Annotated in this window: 8 protein-coding genes, 1 tRNA gene and 1 pseudogene; 9 read left to right on the top strand and 1 reads right to left on the bottom strand. The window is 59.4% G+C overall.

Annotation, left to right across the window (positions count from 1 at the left end):
* The 4 genes and pseudogenes from ihfA to FFS12_RS18910 all read left to right on the top strand — a co-directional run.
* Positions 1 to 303: an integration host factor subunit alpha gene (ihfA, locus tag FFS12_RS18925; protein ID WP_003243414.1), complete on the top strand. Its 303-nt coding sequence runs from the start codon at positions 1 to 3 to the stop codon at positions 301 to 303.
* A complete protein-coding gene (locus FFS12_RS18920) occupies positions 284 to 640 on the top strand; it encodes a MerR family transcriptional regulator (protein ID WP_137889158.1) in 357 nt (118 codons plus the stop codon). The genes ihfA and FFS12_RS18920 overlap by 20 nt, the downstream gene beginning before the upstream one ends.
* Before the next feature lie 92 nt (positions 641 to 732).
* Positions 733 to 809: transfer RNA gene (locus FFS12_RS18915), tRNA-Pro, on the top strand.
* Positions 810 to 983: 174 nt separating this feature from the next.
* Positions 984 to 1,238, top strand: a pseudogene (locus FFS12_RS18910) (DUF4113 domain-containing protein); the annotation flags it as partial.
* 265 nt (positions 1,239 to 1,503) lie between these two features.
* On the opposite strand, the gene FFS12_RS18905 reads toward FFS12_RS18910, so the two are convergent.
* Positions 1,504 to 7,359 carry a DUF3320 domain-containing protein gene (locus tag FFS12_RS18905; protein WP_137889156.1) on the bottom strand — a complete coding sequence of 1,952 codons (5,856 nt, stop codon included), beginning with the start codon at positions 7,357 to 7,359 and terminating at the stop codon, positions 1,504 to 1,506.
* A 1,174-nt stretch (positions 7,360 to 8,533) separates the two neighbouring features.
* On the opposite strand from FFS12_RS18905, the gene pqqF reads away from it, so the two are divergent.
* The 5 genes from pqqF to nahK all read left to right on the top strand — a co-directional run bounded on the left by pqqF (position 8,534) and on the right by nahK (position 16,948).
* The gene (pqqF, locus tag FFS12_RS18900; protein ID WP_137889154.1) at positions 8,534 to 11,101 is read left to right on the top strand and encodes a pyrroloquinoline quinone biosynthesis protein PqqF; all 2,568 of its coding nucleotides are present in this window, start codon (positions 8,534 to 8,536) and stop codon (positions 11,099 to 11,101) included.
* 341 nt (positions 11,102 to 11,442) lie between these two features.
* Positions 11,443 to 12,621, top strand: a complete 1,179-nt coding sequence (locus FFS12_RS18895; protein WP_137889152.1) for a porin — start codon at positions 11,443 to 11,445, stop codon at positions 12,619 to 12,621.
* A 75-nt stretch (positions 12,622 to 12,696) separates the two neighbouring features.
* On the top strand, positions 12,697 to 13,098 hold the full coding sequence (locus tag FFS12_RS18890; protein ID WP_137889150.1) for a hypothetical protein: 402 nt from the start codon (positions 12,697 to 12,699) through the stop codon (positions 13,096 to 13,098).
* 105 nt (positions 13,099 to 13,203) lie between these two features.
* A complete protein-coding gene (gene nosP / locus FFS12_RS18885) occupies positions 13,204 to 14,412 on the top strand; it encodes a nitric oxide-sensing protein NosP (RefSeq protein WP_137889148.1) in 1,209 nt (402 codons plus the stop codon).
* On the top strand, positions 14,309 to 16,948 hold the full coding sequence (nahK, locus tag FFS12_RS18880) for a hybrid sensor histidine kinase/response regulator NahK/ErcS' (protein WP_137889146.1): 2,640 nt from the start codon (positions 14,309 to 14,311) through the stop codon (positions 16,946 to 16,948). The genes nosP and nahK overlap by 104 nt, the downstream gene beginning before the upstream one ends.
* Positions 16,949 to 16,966 lie beyond the last annotated feature (18 nt).

Below are 16,966 nucleotides of genomic sequence, written 5' to 3'. Positions count from 1 at the left end.
ATGGGGGCTCTGACGAAAGCTGAAATGGCCGAACGTCTGTATGAAGAGCTAGGCCTGAATAAACGGGAAGCCAAGGAATTGGTGGAGCTGTTCTTTGAAGAGATCCGGCAGGCGCTGGAGCTTAACGAGCAGGTCAAACTGTCGGGTTTCGGCAATTTTGACCTGCGCGACAAACGTCAGCGTCCCGGCAGGAATCCAAAGACAGGAGAGGAGATCCCGATCACGGCTCGACGCGTGGTTACCTTTCGCCCAGGGCAGAAATTAAAAGCCAGAGTTGAGGCTTATGCTGGAACCAAGTCATAACGACGAGTTGCCGCCCATACCCGGCAAGCGCTACTTCACGATTGGTGAGGTGAGTGAGCTTTGTGCGGTCAAGCCGCACGTGCTGCGTTATTGGGAGCAGGAGTTTACTCAGCTCAATCCGGTTAAGCGGCGCGGCAATAGACGGTACTATCAGCGCCAGGATGTGCTGATGATCCGGCAAATCCGCGCGCTGCTGTACGATCAAGGTTTCACTATCGGCGGCGCGCGCCAGCGTCTCTCGGGTGACGAAGCCAAAGATGATACTACCCAGTACAGGCAGCTCATTCGGCAAATGATTGCAGAGCTGGAAGATGTTTTACTGGTTCTTCGTAAATAGTCTTAAGCTTTCAAAAAACTTCCACTTTTCAAAAGCTTAATGTATAGTTCGATCCGCTTTCGGCAGTATGCGGAAGTGGATTAACGCCTAGTCGGGGCGTAGCGCAGTCCGGTAGCGCACTAGCATGGGGTGCTAGGGGTCGAGTGTTCGAATCACTCCGTCCCGACCATATTTTTCAATGATTTAGGCCAATGTTCGCGCATTGGCCTTTTTCATGCGCGTGACTTTTGCGTGACTGGTAGTGAAATCATGCTTGCCTCCTCTTCAAAATCGTCAGCACCGGCCCGCGCGAGTCGGTAGCAGATACCTTGTTGGCAGATTCCATCAGCGCCAACACTATGCGTTCAGCAAGGCCGAGGTACTGCTGCTTGATCTGCGCCAGCCCGGCGAGTTCACCGACGATCTGTTCGCCACCACTCAGCCCGCGGTTGCTGAGAGGGTGATGGGCGTACTGGATGCGATCAACGCAAAGTGGGGAGGGGGAACGCTACGGCCTGGCCGAGTGCCAGTCCTTCCTGAGTGGGGTATGAGGAGGGAGCTGATGAGCCCGAGCTACACGACCTGGTTGGATCAGTTGTGGAACGTGTCGTGTCGGTAATCTGGATATGCCGCACTGGGGGATGAATGGCGACTGATTCCGCGTCTACTTGACCCTGAAGCAGCCCTGTCTCGATGCCGATCCTTGGTACGACGGCTTTCACGTCCCGACCAAGATCGGCGAACACTTCTACGACATCCGCTGTGAAGTGCGGCCTGCAGGGCATAAGGGGCTGGACAGTGACCGTTCAATGATCGCTGTCCAGCCAAGAGCGGACGTTCGACGACTTTCGCCGCATAAATAAATCAGCCCCTTTCCCCCCGAATTACTGCTCCACCCCATCAAAGAGTTGAGTCGCTAACTCAACTCTAGCGCGAGCAGCTCCTGTTAGCCGCCTAACACCAAAAAGCCGAGCGACTTCAACAGGCCGATCTTCCGACTTGACTCCATAAGCAGCAGTGCGCAGCTCTTCAAACGCGATTTCTTCGATTGACCTGATATCTTCATCCGTGGCCGGGATGCGATAACGACTCCATGTAGCGACATCCTGTTCGGTTCGCCAAACAAATTGGTCCTCGATCGGGTCGGCCTGGAGGTGATGATTGCGCTTGGCAAGATCTAGTACTCGCTCACGAATCAAGCGACCCGAACGCTGAAAGCCATGAGCACGAGCAATACGTTGCACCAGCAGCGAATCGAGGATCGGTGCTTCCTGAATCAGCACCCGCTCAATCAGAGCAGTAAGAACTGAATCGTATTCCTCCAAGTGGAACAGATCGGCATCGATCCGATGGCTTAGTTCGGCAAAATCGGTAACGCGATACTCCCCCTGAACTGGTTGAATTGAAGTGGCGTCAAAGGTTCTTGCCAGACGCAATTCGGGCAGAGCTTGCCCGTTATGCTCTGTTGGCTGTGGCATATCAGCCTGCAATATCGGGGCTTCTTCGCTCAGTTCATCTACAAGACTTAGCGGGGGCAGCGTTTGCTCCGGTGCTGGTTGAGTGGACAGCGCATTGGAACGGGACTCCTCAAGCAAGGCTTCGATAGCCGCGTGCAGACGCTCAAGAGCGCCGGCCTTATCTATCCACCATTCAGTTGACCAAAGCCTTAGCAGTTTCCAGCCCAGCCCTTGGAGAATTGCACTGCGCACTTTGTCACGATCGCGGGCTGTAGCGGCGCTGTGGTAGGTAGCACCATCGCATTCGATGCCGACCAGATAGTCTCCGGGTCGGTCCGGGTGGACGATTCCAAGATCGATACGGAAGCGTGAGACCCCGATCTGAGGCACCACTTCCCAGCCTTTTCGGCGCAGCCCTTGAGCAACTGCCTCTTCGAACGGCGAGTCGTAACCACCGACGGAACCTTGTATCGCTTCGGCCAATGCGCGCGGGCCGCGCTGGGCAAATTCGATGAAGTGTTTGAGATCGCGTACTGCGCGGGCACCGGTGCGATTCAAATCGACCATCGAAGAATCGAACGAAGAGAACACCAACATTTCACGTCGTGCACGGGTAACGGCCACGTTCAGGCGCCGCCAACCACCTTCCTTATTCAATGGGCCGAAGTTCATCGACATGACTTGTGCGCCGGGTTCTGTCGGCCCATAGCCGATCCCAAGCATGATGAGGTCGCGTTCATCGCCTTGCACCGTTTCCAAGTTTTTGACGACCACGGGTTCGGCCAGGTCTTCCTGGAAATAGGGCTCGATCTGCGGGTAGTGCTGGCGTGCGCGGTCGAGCAGATCCGTGACGAGTTTTTGCTGATCGGTGTTAAGGGTAATGATGCCAATAGAAAGGCCAGCGGCAGTGAAAACAGGGTCGGTGAGGCGTTTCACGGTTTCGGCCACTATGGCTTCGGCTTCCACCTGGTTATGCCGGCCCTTGCCCTTGGCGTACACACCCTCGACGCGACGCCACTCAACAGCACTTGCCCGAGTTTCAGCAGCGGGGAATGTGATGAGATTGCCGTCGTAATAGCGATGGTTGGAGAAGGCAATCAGGCTCTCATGGCGGCTGCGGTAGTGCCAGCTCAGGCTATGACTGGGAATACCGGCCCCCAGACATTCGTCCAAAATGCTTTCCATATCCTCTTCGGTATCGTCATCCGAGGCATTGGCGCCACGATTGAAGAAGCTGGTCGGGGGCATCTGCCGTGGGTCGCCGGCAATAACAACCTGCTTGCCTCGTGCAATAGAGCCGATGGCATCCCAGGGAGCAATCTGTGAGGCTTCGTCAAAGATGACCAAGTCGAAAAGAGCCTGATCGGTTGGAAGGTACTGGGCAATAGATAGCGGGCTCATTAGCATGCAGGGGGCCAGCTTCGACATGGCGTCGCCCATTTCGATGGCCAGCTGGCGAACGGGCTTGTGCCGGCGAGACTTCTGCAGTTCATGCTTGAGTATGCCGAAGCCGCCCTGTTTGCCGATCTCGTTCTTGGAAGGAATAAGTCCACAAAGCTTCGCGCGTATGTAGCGCACTGACAGTTTGGACAGACGATCATCGAGCTGGCGATAAGCTTCGATGTCGCTCATATGTTCGGCAGGCACGAAGTTGTGCAGCAGCGGTTCAGCATCAATCACGCCAGCAGCAAACCAGTGGGCGTAAGCTGTTTCGAAGGCATCCGCGGCACCACCTTGCGGCAGTACATCTGCAGCCAGTGCATCGGTGAGAGGTTTCAAACCAAGGTCGATTGCCTCTTCGCGAACACGGCACCAGTCGCACCAAGATTTAAGCTGTGCCTGTTGCTGGGTGACCGATACCGCTGTGCTACGCAAGCCTTGCATATCCGCATTGGCTTCGGTGTTGTTTGTAGCCAGCTCGTTGAAACGCTCAGTCGCGTTGGTGTACCGGGCGTACCTTTCCTTCAGTCGGTTAAGTGCCGAGATGATGGAGCCATCTGCGCCAAGCAACTCGTTCGCCTCAACAATCAAGCTTGCGGTTGCTCGGCGTAGATCAATCAAATGCTCTGTCGAGTTGGCAAGAGCGCTAATTGCGGAACGTATGCGATCTCCCAGGCCGAGTGCGGCCGTCATTCGGGTTGTGTCGCTAGCCAATGCAGACCAGCCCGGTATGCCGTTGAGCTCGACAGCTAGTCCGTCCAGCTCTGTCAGCATGGCGCGCATCTGCTGGAACTTCGGTAGGTCAGCTTCTGTATCAGGGAGGCCGGTCGCTCCACCTTGGCTGGCCAGTTGGCGCGCCAATTTTTTCTTCGCAAGCGTGGCCAGGAACCAGAACTTACGGGCGGCGTCAGCCCAATCGCCCTCTATTCGTTCCAAGTCGATTCGACGGCAGGCTTCCGGCGCATAAGGGAGTGATAGGGCTTGCTCGGCGGCTCTGTATTCATTGAGCAACTGTATCGCGCGGCGGGCTGCCGAAACCTTGGCGTTCATGTTCGCGGCAAAAACGAAACTGAGGTCGACGCCGTGCGTCTCTGCCAGCAACACCGTGAAATCAAGCAACTGGCTAATAGCTGCGCTTTGCTCTACCGACAGGGGTAGGCGTGTTACTTCGATCAGTTTGTCGCGGGCATTCAGCAACGCGTCGATTGCTTCTGGCAGCTCGCGAGAGGCAGCAGCCATTGCCTCTTGCCATCCGTTTGACCATTCGGTTCGGTTGAGCTGGGAAAAGCTTTGGGATAATTCCCCTGCCGCTTTGCTGTTGAGATCCAGGCGGCGAGCTACATCGCGAAGCTTCGTCATGTGAGCTGCATCGTGCAGCGTGCCTTCCGGCCAGTGGAAACGGGGTGTCGCGGCTGTTGCATCGCGAATCACACGGCCGATTGCCTGATGGACGGAGAGCCCGTTGGGCCAGCGCTTATGCAATAGATTGGCGACGCCGTTCAGTTTGTCCCGTAGTCGCTGGACATTGGCGGCTTCTTCCGCCCATTCCTGGGCGGATAGCGTATCGCGGATATCCCAGGCGCGCTCGAGCTGTTTGAGCACCTCGACTTTGGAGGTCTTGCTGGAGTGAAGCTCAAGGCAGAATTCGCCCAGTCCTTTTTCTTCTAGGCGACGGTACACCACATCCAGTGCGGCCATTTTCTCGGCGACAAACAGCACTCTTCGGCCGAGCGCCAGGTTATGCGCAATCATGTTGGCAATGGTTTGTGATTTGCCTGTTCCAGGTGGACCGTCGAGAACGAAGTCACAGCCACTGGCCGAGGCGACGACTGCCGCCAACTGTGAAGAGTCTGCCGGAAGCGGGGTAAACAGACTTGCCGGATTGACCTTGTGGTCTAGCTCCTCCGGCCGGGGAAAGTCGCCAGACGAGGTAAAACCGCCGCTATCTACGGAGCGCTCGAGAAGGTGTTTTACCAGCGGACTTTGTAGCAGTTGCTCGGAACGATCTGCCAGATCCTTCCACATCAGGTATTTGGCAAAGGAGAAAGTGCCAAGAACCAGCTCATGAGTCACTTCGAAACCCGGTACATCCCGCACAGCTCGGCGCACAGTGTTCCAGATCCCTTCGACATCGATACCGCTTTCATCACTAGGCAGCTCACCTTCAAGGCCAGGGATCATCAGCTCGAAGTCGTGCCGTAGCAGCTCAAGTAGTGTCAGGTTAAAGCGTGGCTCGTCCTCGAGCATACTCATGGTGACGCCTGACAGTGCGCTCTTTCGCTCCAGCTTTAGCGGCAGCAGGATCAAGGGCGCCGAGTAAGACTTCGGATCATCAGCCGACTTCTTCCACTTCAGGAAACCGATAGCCAGGAAAAGCGTATTGGCGCCACCTTCATCGAGATCACTACGGGCTTTACGATACAAATCGATCAGGGCAGCTTCGAGCTTGGTCTTTTCCAGCGTTGCCAGCACTTCGCCCCGGCCCAGAGCAGTACGCGCATACTCTTCGCGTAGGTTTTCACTGTTCTGCTGCTCGTACAGTGCCGCATCGCGCCCACCGGCCTCCAAGTCGGGCATGGCTACGATTCGGATACGCTTGCCGTCAGCGAGTAGATCTTCAAGCTCGGCGGGTTCCGGGCAGATCAGACGAACACCTTTGGCGCTGTCAGGCAAATGCAACAAGCGGTTGCGTGTAGTCAGATCGAGGAGCTTGCGCTGCCAAAGTGTCAGCTTGCCGGCAGGACTGTCGGATTCCGGCAGTATCTCGACATCGAAGCTGGGAAGTATCGGCGCCTCTTCCAGTGCTTCGTTAACGCTGGGTGTTTCCTGCGTTGCCTGCGAATCCGCCAACTGCTGTGAAGTCGATAGCGCCAGGGGCCGAATGCGCTGCATGCGTGCTCGGTGGATATCGACTGCCATCAGGAAGTCTTCGTCATTGACCTGACGTTGCGCTGTTGCGATGGCTTGACTGAAGCTAGGAGCGGGCGCCTTCGTGGCCAGAGTGGTTTCGAAGACAAGCAACTCTTTGAGGTCGATGCGTTTGCGAACGGCCGATGCCTCGTCAGTGATGAGTTGGGAAAACTCCTGTGGCTGCAGCCATACGCCGACGAACGCGTGCCCCTTGGTGATCAGCAGCAGCGAGTTAAGACCTGCCTGCTCAAGTGCTGCCACGAACAGCAAGGCTGTATCAAGGCAAGTTCCGACGCCACCATCCAAAATCGCGCCAGGCGTGCGAATTTTTTGACCTTGAGTCTCGAAGCTGGCGGGCGGAAGGGCGTAGCTGAGATTGAGGTTACATACAGCCGACCATAATGCCGAAGCAAGCTCCCAAGATCTTGTTCGAGACTGCTCTGAATAACCGTCTATCGAGTCCTTTTTTCCAGCGCGACGCAGAACATCTGAAGCAGCCTTTAAAACCCGATCGACAGCAGGATCGTTAGGCATGGCGAACGCTGCAACCAACTCGGGCATCGACGCCGCGCCACCCCATTCGTTCTTAGCTAGGAGTTCAACAGGGTAAGAACACGCCGCGAGCGTCTCCTCCTTACAGACCAATCGGAGGGTTATTTCCCCCATCAGACTTTCGGTAAGGTCCGCCAGGTAGCCTGCGTTAAGCTTCAAATCACGCTCGGTGATGTGAAGGCTTGCTCCTTTGTTCAAACGATCTATGCGCCAGGTTTTTGCCTCCATGAAGGGTGGATTGGCGACAAGTTCTAGAGCGAGATCGTTGTGCTCGGCTTCGCTGCCATTGATGATCTCTAGCTCACGCAGCACGGGTACCGCGTTCTGGTGGGATGCAAAGCCAATCTTGCTGGCAATCACTCCCTCGATCTTGATGCTCATTAAAGTCACTCCGTGAGCGCAGCAATTTTCAACAGATATGCATTGCAGTAGCCAATATTATGCTGGCGCACTGACAGGACATATTCGCTGACAAGCAAAAAAATTGAGCACTTTTCATCTCGCCGCTTATTCGGTGTTCCGACGATTGGGGCTCACATTAAAAAATATTCTCGAACAGCAGGTTAGAACAGGAACATGAAAAATACCTGCTTGCACTGGCTTGTGACGATCTCTCTCTTGCCCATCTGAAGGCTCTTACACCAGCCTCAGTAGGTCGGTCTTTGACAAAGCTTGAATCGCCCCGGATTCCCTAGACACTCTCCAGGCTTGTGAAATAGCGCTTTTCAAACTCTACCGGTGACAGCTGGTTGTTGAAACCATGCCGGCGTTTCAGGTTGCCGAATGCCCACTTCTGGCCGATCCCTGCCTGTCACGTGACTCACAGACATGATGTGGCGCTGGGAGCAATGAAAGCAGAGGGTGAGTTGCCCAGGATGGGCGAGGAGGGGGCAAAAAGGTTGCGTGACTTTTGCGTGACTCTCTCACGCAGCAATGGGCATTCATGGGCATCAAATTGCAGCGAGCGCCCGAGATAGACCGCTTGGTTACTGGGTTTGCACGGTTACTGCGTGCATGGGGTGCTAGGGGTCGAGTGTTCGAATCACTCCGTCCCGACCATATTTTTCAATGACTTAGCCCGGTTCGGAAACGACCGGGCTTTGTTGTTTTTGGGATTTTGCATTTCTGGTGACCGTTTGGTGACCGTTTGTACCTGGCTGGGCCATTACACTGAATCCGGGGGCCTTCGTGAACACTTAACGTCCGCTTCTTCAACGCACAACCGTCTGCTCAGGGTCGTTTTGAGCCGGTCGGGTGGCTCGCGGATGTGGTCATACCTTTTGCAAATGCGTGGTCAGATCGAATGTAAATGACTGGTCAGCACCCATGCAAACAGGTGGTCAAGTGAGGTGCAATTTCGCACTTTAGGCACGCGAAATGCCCAGCTCCACACCTTCAGGCAGTCTCGCTTCAGTCTCATTTCAGGGCTACGAACCGAGACGGTTACACTGTCCCCACTATGCCGCACATGAATAGAGCACTACTTCCAAAGAAGCATTGCGCCGGCGGTTCCTGCGCCAGATGCTAGGAGGAAAACTGCCGGTCTTGCCCACTCATGTCGACTAACAGCCGTTCCAGCTGCGCGGATAGCCATCAGGCGGAGCCCGAGTATTTGGTGCTGGCCAATGGACTCAAGGTCAAACTCCTGCAGGTTCCGGGGTGTGCCCAGGCGGCGGCCTTGGTCAGGGTCTCGGCGGGTAGTCACGATGCGCCGTCAAACTATCCGGGGTTGGCACATTTTCTCGAGCATTTGCTGTTTCTCGGCAGCGCACAATTTACCGCTGAGAATGGCCTGCTGGCTTATGTACGGGCCTGTTCCGGGCAGGTCAATGCCAGTACCCGCGAGCGCAGTACCGAGTATTTCTTCGAGGTTCCAGCGGCCAGGTTAGAGGGCGGGCTGGCGCGTTTGTGCGACATGCTGGCGCGGCCCGTTCTGGAGCCGGCGGCGCAGTTGCGGGAGCGGGAGGTGTTGCAGGCGGAGTTTGTTGCGCGCGGTCGAGACCGCGATACGCTCTGCGATGCGGCGCTGGGACAGGCCGTTGCCACCGGGCATCCCTTCACGGCGTTTCATGCCGGCAATCGCGATACGCTGGCGGTCGAGCAGCCGCAGTTTCAGCAGACGCTGCAGGATTTTCATCGGCGTTTCTATCACGCCGGGCAGATTTCACTGGTGCTGGTCGGGCCGCAGTCGCGGGCCGAGTTGCGTCGCCTGGCGCAAATCCAGGGGGCGTTGCTGCGTCCGACCCAGGCCGTGGCGCAGGACGCTGCCCCAACGTTGTTGCCGCTGCGCGCGCAGGCTTTGCGTGTACAGGTGCCGGCAGGGTTGCCGCAGCTTAGTTTGTGTTTTGCCCTGGAGGGCTTGCCGACGGCATTCACCAGCGCAGTCGATTTCCTCGGCACCTGGCTCCGCCATGAGGCGGACGGTGGCTTGCTGGACACGCTGCGAAAACGTGGCTGGTGCGATGCCCTAGAGGTGCGCCTTCCTTATCGGCACGCTGGACAGGCGTTGCTAACCATCGACTTCAGCCTGGCGGAAAGCGTTGCCTGTGAGCGTGGCGCGATCCGCGCGGCGTTGCTGGACTGGTTGGCGTTCTTTGCCGGCCAGGACGATTGGTCGGTATTGCGTGGGGAATATGCCGCCATCGTTCGGCATCGGCTGGGCACCTTGTCGCCTTTGGCCCTGGCTCGTTACTGGAGTGAATGGCAACAGGCCGACTGTGGGCTTGGCGAGGAAGGTGTGCGAGCGCTGCGGTCGCTACTGGCACAGCTGCAGCCGCAGCGGTTGATTGAACTGACTAGCGACACCCGGGAGATTGCCGCTCGGCGCCTGTTGGGATTTACCCTGCGGATGGCTGAGGCTTGCCAGGAGCCTGCTGGCTCAGACCGGTGGGCATGGCGATTGCCCGCTGCCAATCCATTCTTGCAGCCGCAAGCGTCAAGTGCGTTGGCGCCACCGCGTTTCGATGCGCTGCGCTGGCTCAATGCGCCGCGTGAAAGCGCCGCGGGCACCGGGAGGGCGCAGGGCACTGTCTACCTGCGCTGGAGTTTCGCGGCTTACGCGCCGCCAAGCGCCCTGTTCGAGGTGTTGCAGGTCGCGCTGCGCCCCACCGTGCAACTGGCGCAGCAGGCAGGGCTAGAGGTACGGTTCGAACGACAAGGCAAGGCTTGGCAACTGCAGGTGAGCGGTGCGGCGCTAGCGTTGCCGGGTGTACTGGCGGGGTTGGCGGAACTGTTGCGATTGCCACCTGAATGGGCCTGGAGCCAAGGCCTGCGGCTGCATCGCGAGCAGGCGTGCAGAGGCGCAAGTGAGGCGCTGATTCATCAACTCTGGCAGCGGTTACCAGAGTTGTTCGGGACTGCTGACGAGAAGGCCGCGAAGGAGATGCCGACGTTGCAAGCCTTAGTGGAGTGCTGGCGGCAATCCTCTCTGCAGGGGCTTGCCGTAGGTCTACCGATTGAGGCACGCGCGGCGCTCGACTCGGCGCTCTGGCGTATGCCCGGGCAGGCCCGAACTAGTACGGAGCCTCAACTACAGCCTGCGGGGTGTTATCACTGGCTGAATGCAGGGCTTGCCGCGAGCGAGTCGGCGTTGCTGCTGTTTTGTCCATTGCCCGACCAGCGTGCCGCCAGCGAAGTGGTTTGGCGCCTAGTGGCGCTGCTGCTGGAGAGCGCCTTCTTCCAACGCTTGCGCAGTGAGTTGCAGCTCGGCTATGCGGTGTTTTGCGGATTTCGTCAGGTCGGTACGCGCCAGGGCCTGTTGTTTGCCGTGCAGTCACCGACAGTCGATGCGGCCGAGATTCTCGGGCATATCGAGGAGTTTCTGGCCGCACAGCGCGAGCGCATCGCGGCGCTCGATGCGGCGCGTTTGAGTGAACTGCGGGCGAGTCTCCTCGAGCATCTGCTCAGCCAGTCGGCAAGTGTGCGGGGCATGGCTGAGCAAGCCTGGTCAGCCCTGTTGGCTGGGCAGGCGGAGGATCGGCCATTGCGCTTGCAGGAGACGCTGCAGACTGTGCAGCGTGAAGATTTGCTGAGCCACTACCAGATCTTGCTCGAAGCCGCTGGTGGCTGGTTCGTGCTGGCCAATGCCGCCTGCCCCGACGGGCGTTGGCACATCCTCGACTGAGCGCGTCCGCCGTTCGGTTCGCTACCCCTAGGTTCTGCCTCCCCGGCCAGGCTGCTTATTTGTGCCTGGTCGCCTGCTGTCTGCCGTAAACCGGCCAAAGACCCAATGGTTAACCTGAAGGTAGCTCCTACCGAGGTCTGCCATGCCCCTCTTTTAGACATAAGACCTAAGCCGGACCTCCCAACCGCTGAGGGACTTAGGACTTGTTTGCCGGGCCTGCGAGCCGCCGCCAAAGCACGAGCAAAACAGCGCCATGGCAGCGTAGGGCGGCTGTGCTGCTGTTTCGATAATCGCCTCCGTCACGACTGGAACGCCAGTCGTCCTCACCAACGGAGCGCGCCATGAACAACAACAAGATCGCCAGCACCCGAATTCTGCCCCTTGCCCTGGCCGCGGCTGTCGCCATGGCCACCGCCCAGTCAGCGGTCGCGGAAATCGTGCTGTATGACAAGGATGACACCACCTTTGCTGCCGACGGTTACGTCAACGCCTTCTACGTCAACAGCGACATCGATCGTCCGGGCGAGCAGTTCGACCGCAATCAGGCGCGGGTGAAGATGGGCTTCTTGCCGAACTGGATCGGCTTCAACATGAGCAAGCAGGTCGATGACCTCAAACTCGGGGCGCGCTCGTCCTTCTGGGTCACCATCAACGACAGCGAAACCAACGGTACCGACACCGCCATCGACGTTCGCCAGTTCTACGGCACCATCGCCGGCGACTGGGGTGAGGTACTGGTGGGCAAGGACTTCGGTCTGTTCGCCCGTTCCAATATCCTCCTCGACGAACTGCTCGGCGGTTATGGCCAGGTCAGCGACACCCTGGGCTTGGTCGATGGCGGTGGTGTGTCTTTCGGCAACATCGGCAGCGGTTATCCCTATCCGTTCCCGACTTCGCAGATTACCTACCGCACGCCGGTGACCGAGGGCCTGCGCATCGCCGCTGGCATCATGGACCCGGTGGACACCAACGACAGTAGCCCGACCGGCAAGGCCTATCAGGATAATCCGCGCTTCGAGAGCGAGATCACCTACGAGTTCGACCTGGGCGGGGCGAAGATCTACTCCTGGCTCAACGGCGCCTATCAGTCCTCGGAAAATACCGACAACACCGTCGATACCGTGACCTCCAAGGGCGTCGGCTATGGCGTGCAGGCGAAGATCAGCGACTTCACCCTGGTCGGCTCCGGTTTCAGCGCCAAGGGCATCAACCCGTTCTTCACCAACAATTTCGGTGAAGCCTCGCTGCGCAACATGGACAGTGATGGCTATTTGCTGCAGGGCGCCTACCGCTTCGGCAAGAACCGCGTGGCGCTGTCCTACGGCAAGACCACGGACGAGGGCAACGGCCTGGGGATCGAAGCCGATTTCGAGACCCGGGCGATTGCCTACACCCGCGACATCAACGACAACCTGCGGTTGATCGCCGAGTACAACCAGTTCGAGATCGATGGTCAGCAGGGTATCGGCAACCTGGAAGACACCGACACACTGGCCTTGGGCGTATCGCTGAACTGGTAAGTCGGCGGGGTGCTCTAACTGGCGTGGCTGCCGTGCAGGCAACCACGCCCATGTCCTGCTTGCAAGGAGTCGGTCATGTTCGGTCTCTGGGCGTATTACAGCCAAACCTTTCTACTTGTCCTGATGCTCGCCACCACCCTGGTGTTCGCCTTGCCGATCTTCCTCGTGCCGCTGCACTGGGCACGTCTGTTCGGTTGGGAGACTCCCCAGCACACCCACCTTGCCCTGTACTTCGGACGTTGCCTGGGGGCCTTCATCCTCATCCTGGAGGCGCTAATGTTGCGTGCGGCACTCACCGGCGAGGATCTGCAACTGGTGTTCGAACAGCTCGCGGCGGTGGCGCTGCTGATGATGGGCATCCACCTGTATGGCGCCATCCGCCGTATCCAGCCCCTGAGTGAAACCCTGGAAACTGGCTTCTACGCCGGCATGCTGGTGCTGCTTCTGTTGTTCTGGGCACAGCCTGCATTGCCCTGAGCGGTGTGCTGTCTACGACCTTGTAACGAGGTCGGCGCTACCCAAGTAGCATGGGGAGGCTGCGCCGGCACTTCTAGAATGCCCCTATAACCACTGGGTGTATAAATGAAGTCCAAATTACAGCGCGAAGACAGCGAAGGCGTGGTGACCGCCATGTCGACGGCTCGAGAGCCCGAAGCGGTAGCCCAGGATTTGGCGCGGCAGCTAATTCATCCACACCTGGGCTTCGTGCTGTTCTTCTGTTCGGCCGAGTACGACCTGGACGTGCTCGGCCCGACCCTGGAGCAGTATTTCGGCGGGGTCGGCCTGGTCGGCTGCACCAGCGCCGGGGAGATCACCCCGCTGGGCTACGGGCGCAATTGCGTCACCGCCGTGGGCTTCGACCACCGCAGCTTCTCCATCGCCAGCGCGTTGATCGACGAGCTGGAGCGTTTCAGCCTGATCGACGCCCAGCAACTGGTCGAGCGCCTGGTCAGCGACTGCCGTAATAACGCCCTGGCACCGATCAAGAACCATTGCTTCGCCCTGACCCTGCTCGATGGCCTGTCCAGCCGCGAGGAAGTGGTGCTCGCGGCGCTTAGTGCCGCGCTTGGCAGCATTCCGCACTTCGGCGGCTCGGCCGGCGATGACAACCATCTGAACCGAACCCACGTCTATTACGGCGGCGCGTTTCATGCCGGCGCGGCGGTGGTGGTGCTGGTCAATACCTGGCTGGACTTCGAGGTGTTCAGCACCCACCACGTGGTGCCGAGCAACGAAAAGTTGGTCGTGACCCAGGCCGACAGCCCCAACCGGCGGGTGCTGGAACTGAATGCGGAGCCCGCGGCGCAGGAGTATGCGCGGCTGATCGGTGTGCCGCTGGAGGCGTTGGATGTCGGGCTGTTCGCCGCCCATCCGCTGGCGGTGCGGATCAACGAAAACTACTACGTGCGCTCGATCCAGCGGGTCAACCAAGACCTTAGCCTGACCTTCTACTGCGCGGTGGAGAACGGCATCGTGCTGACGGCGATGACCCCGGGGCCGCTGGTGCCTAACTTGCAGACACTGTTCCAGCGCTTGAACGAACGCTTGGGCCCACCCTTGCTGACCATCGGCTGCGACTGTTTTCTACGCCGCCTGGAAGTCGAGCGCACCGACGTGGCGGCCGAGACTTCGGCCTTCCTGCAGCGCCAGCGGGTGATCGGTTTCAACTCCTACGGAGAACAGTTCAATGGCATGCACATCAACCAGACCTTTACTGGAGTCGCCATTGGACGATCCGCAGGCGCGGAAAATCGCGCAGCTGCAGGCGCAGGTAGCGACGCTACAGAGTGACAACCACAAGCTGCAGCGGATCAACGCCGCACTGATCGAACGGGTCGAATCCAGCGCCTCGCGGAGCGACGACTCCTATGCGGCGTTCCAGCACTCGGTGGTGCTCGCCGAACAGGTGCGCGAGCGCACCGATGCGCTGAACCAGGCAATGGCCGAGCTCAAGGCCAGCAACCAGTTGCTCAGCGATGCGCGGCTGCGCGCCGAGACGGCCCACCAGTACCTGATCGATGCGATCGAAAGCATCTCCGATGCCTTCGTGCTGTTCGACAAAGACCAGCGCATCGTGTTGTTCAATAGCCGCTTCAAATCCTTCTGGGCCAAGAGCCGCGCGCGGATCGGCAGCGGTACGCGCCTCGCGGAGATCAAGCGGCTGGCGGAAAGCACCGGGTTGATCCTCGAAGAGCACCGCCGCAACGGCGATGAGCACACCCTCTATCGGCTGCACAACGGCCGCTGGGTACAGGTCAGCGAGCGGCCGACCCGCGAGGGTGGGCTGGTGATCCTCTACACCGACATCACCGAGGTGAAGATCAGCGAAACCATGCGCCGCGAGCAGGCCCTGGCGCAGAAGTCGCGCCTGCTGCAACGGGCCGTGGACAACCTCTCCCAGGGCGTGGCGATGGTCAACGCCGAGGGCGCGCTGGAGCTGTGGAATCACCGCTTTCTCGAACTCTGCGGCCTGGCACCGATCGAGGCACATCGGCCTTTTATCGAGGTGATGGAAGACAGCGAGCTGGAGTTGCTGACCCCTGAGAGCCTGGATGGCGAAGGGCGGCGCATCCAGCAGCTTGAACAGCGTCTGTTCGATGGGCGGGTGCTCGAGGTGCGCACCCATCCGCTGCCGGCCGGCGGCTTCGTCAACACCTTCACCGATATCACCGAGCGCTACCGGCATGCCGAAGCGATCGGCGAGAGCGAGCGCTGGATACGCCTGATCACCGACCATGTGCCGGCGCTGATCGCCTACCTGAGCGCCGATCTGGTCTACGAATTCACCAACAAGGTCTACGAGGAGTGGTACCACTGGCCGCGCGGCGGGATGCTCGGGCAGAGCATGCGCGAGGTGCACAGCGACGAGCATTTCCGCTGCCTGGCGCCCTATACCGAGCGCGCCTTGTCCGGTGAGAGCGTGACCTTCGAGGTGGTGGAAACCAATATGAATGGCCAGGAGCGCTGCATGCTGCGCTCCTACGTGCCGAACCGGCAGGCCAGCGGCGAGGTGGTGGGGATCTTCGTGCTGATCCGCGACATCAGCGAACGCCGGCGCACCGCCGAGGCCCTGCACCAGGCCTATCAAAACCTCGAACAACGGGTACGCGAACGCACCTCCGAACTCACCGATTTGAACGGCCAGTTGCAGCGCGAGATCGACGAGCGCAGCCAGGTCGAATTGCGTCTGCGTGAAGCCAAGCGCGAGGCAGAGCAGGCCAACCTGTCGAAAACCAAATTCCTCGCCGCGGTCAGCCATGACCTGCTGCAACCGCTGAATGCCGCGCGGCTGTTCACCAGTGCGCTGCTGGAGCGGTGCGAGCCGAGCAGCAGCCAGGGTCTGGTGCGCAATATCAGCAACTCGTTGGAGGATGTGGAGAATCTGCTCGGCACCCTGGTGGATATTTCCAAGCTGGACGCCGGGGTGATCAAGCCAGACATCGCGCCGTTCGCGGTCAGCGAGTTGCTCGACAACCTGGCCACCGAGTTCCGTCAGGCCGCCGGCAGCGCGGGCTTGAGCCTGCATTTCGTGCCGTGTTCGGCGCTGGTGCGCAGCGATGTGCAACTGCTCGCACGGATTCTGCGCAACCTGCTCAGCAACGCCATTCGCTACACGCCCTCCGGGCACATCCTGCTCGGCTGTCGGCGCCGCCGGCAGAGCCTGTCGATCGAAGTCTGGGACACCGGCATCGGCATCGCCGAGGACAAGCTCGGCGAAATCTTCCAGGAGTTCAAACGCGGCGACGTGCAGCGTCCCGACCAGGATCGCGGCCTTGGCCTGGGCTTGGCCATCGTCGACAAGATCGCGCAGATGCTCGGTCACCGCATCCATGTGGTCTCAACCCTCGGCAAGGGCTCGCGCTTCGCCATCGAAGTGCCACGGGCCAAGCACGCACCCAAGGCTCGCCCCGAGTCGCAGGACAGCTCCGAGCGGCTACTCGAGCGCCTGCACGGCTCGCGGGTATGGGTGTTGGATAACGATGCGGCGATCTGCGCCGGTATGCGCACCTTGCTCGAGGGCTGGGGCTGCCAGGTTGTCACCGCGCTGTCCGAGGAGGATCTGGCGCGCCAGGTCGACAACTTCCACGCCGAGGTCGACCTGCTGATCGCCGACTACCACCTGGACGATGGTCGCAACGGCGTCGATGCGGTGGCGGCGATCAACGCCCGACGCGGTACGCCGTTGCTGGCGTTGATGATCACCGCCAACTACAGCAACGAACTCAAGCTGCAGATGCGTGTGCTTGGCCACACCCTGATGCACAAGCCGGTGCGGCCGATGAAGCTGAAAACCGCCATGAGTCACCTGCTCGAGCGCGGAGTCTAGGCGGTTAGTCGGCAGCAG

It is taken from the genome of Pseudomonas sp. 2FE, from assembly GCF_005503735.1.
Taxonomy (GTDB): domain Bacteria; phylum Pseudomonadota; class Gammaproteobacteria; order Pseudomonadales; family Pseudomonadaceae; genus Aquipseudomonas.
The sequence above is the reverse complement of the archived record's forward strand: the minus strand, read 5'-3'. Positions and strand labels throughout refer to the sequence as shown.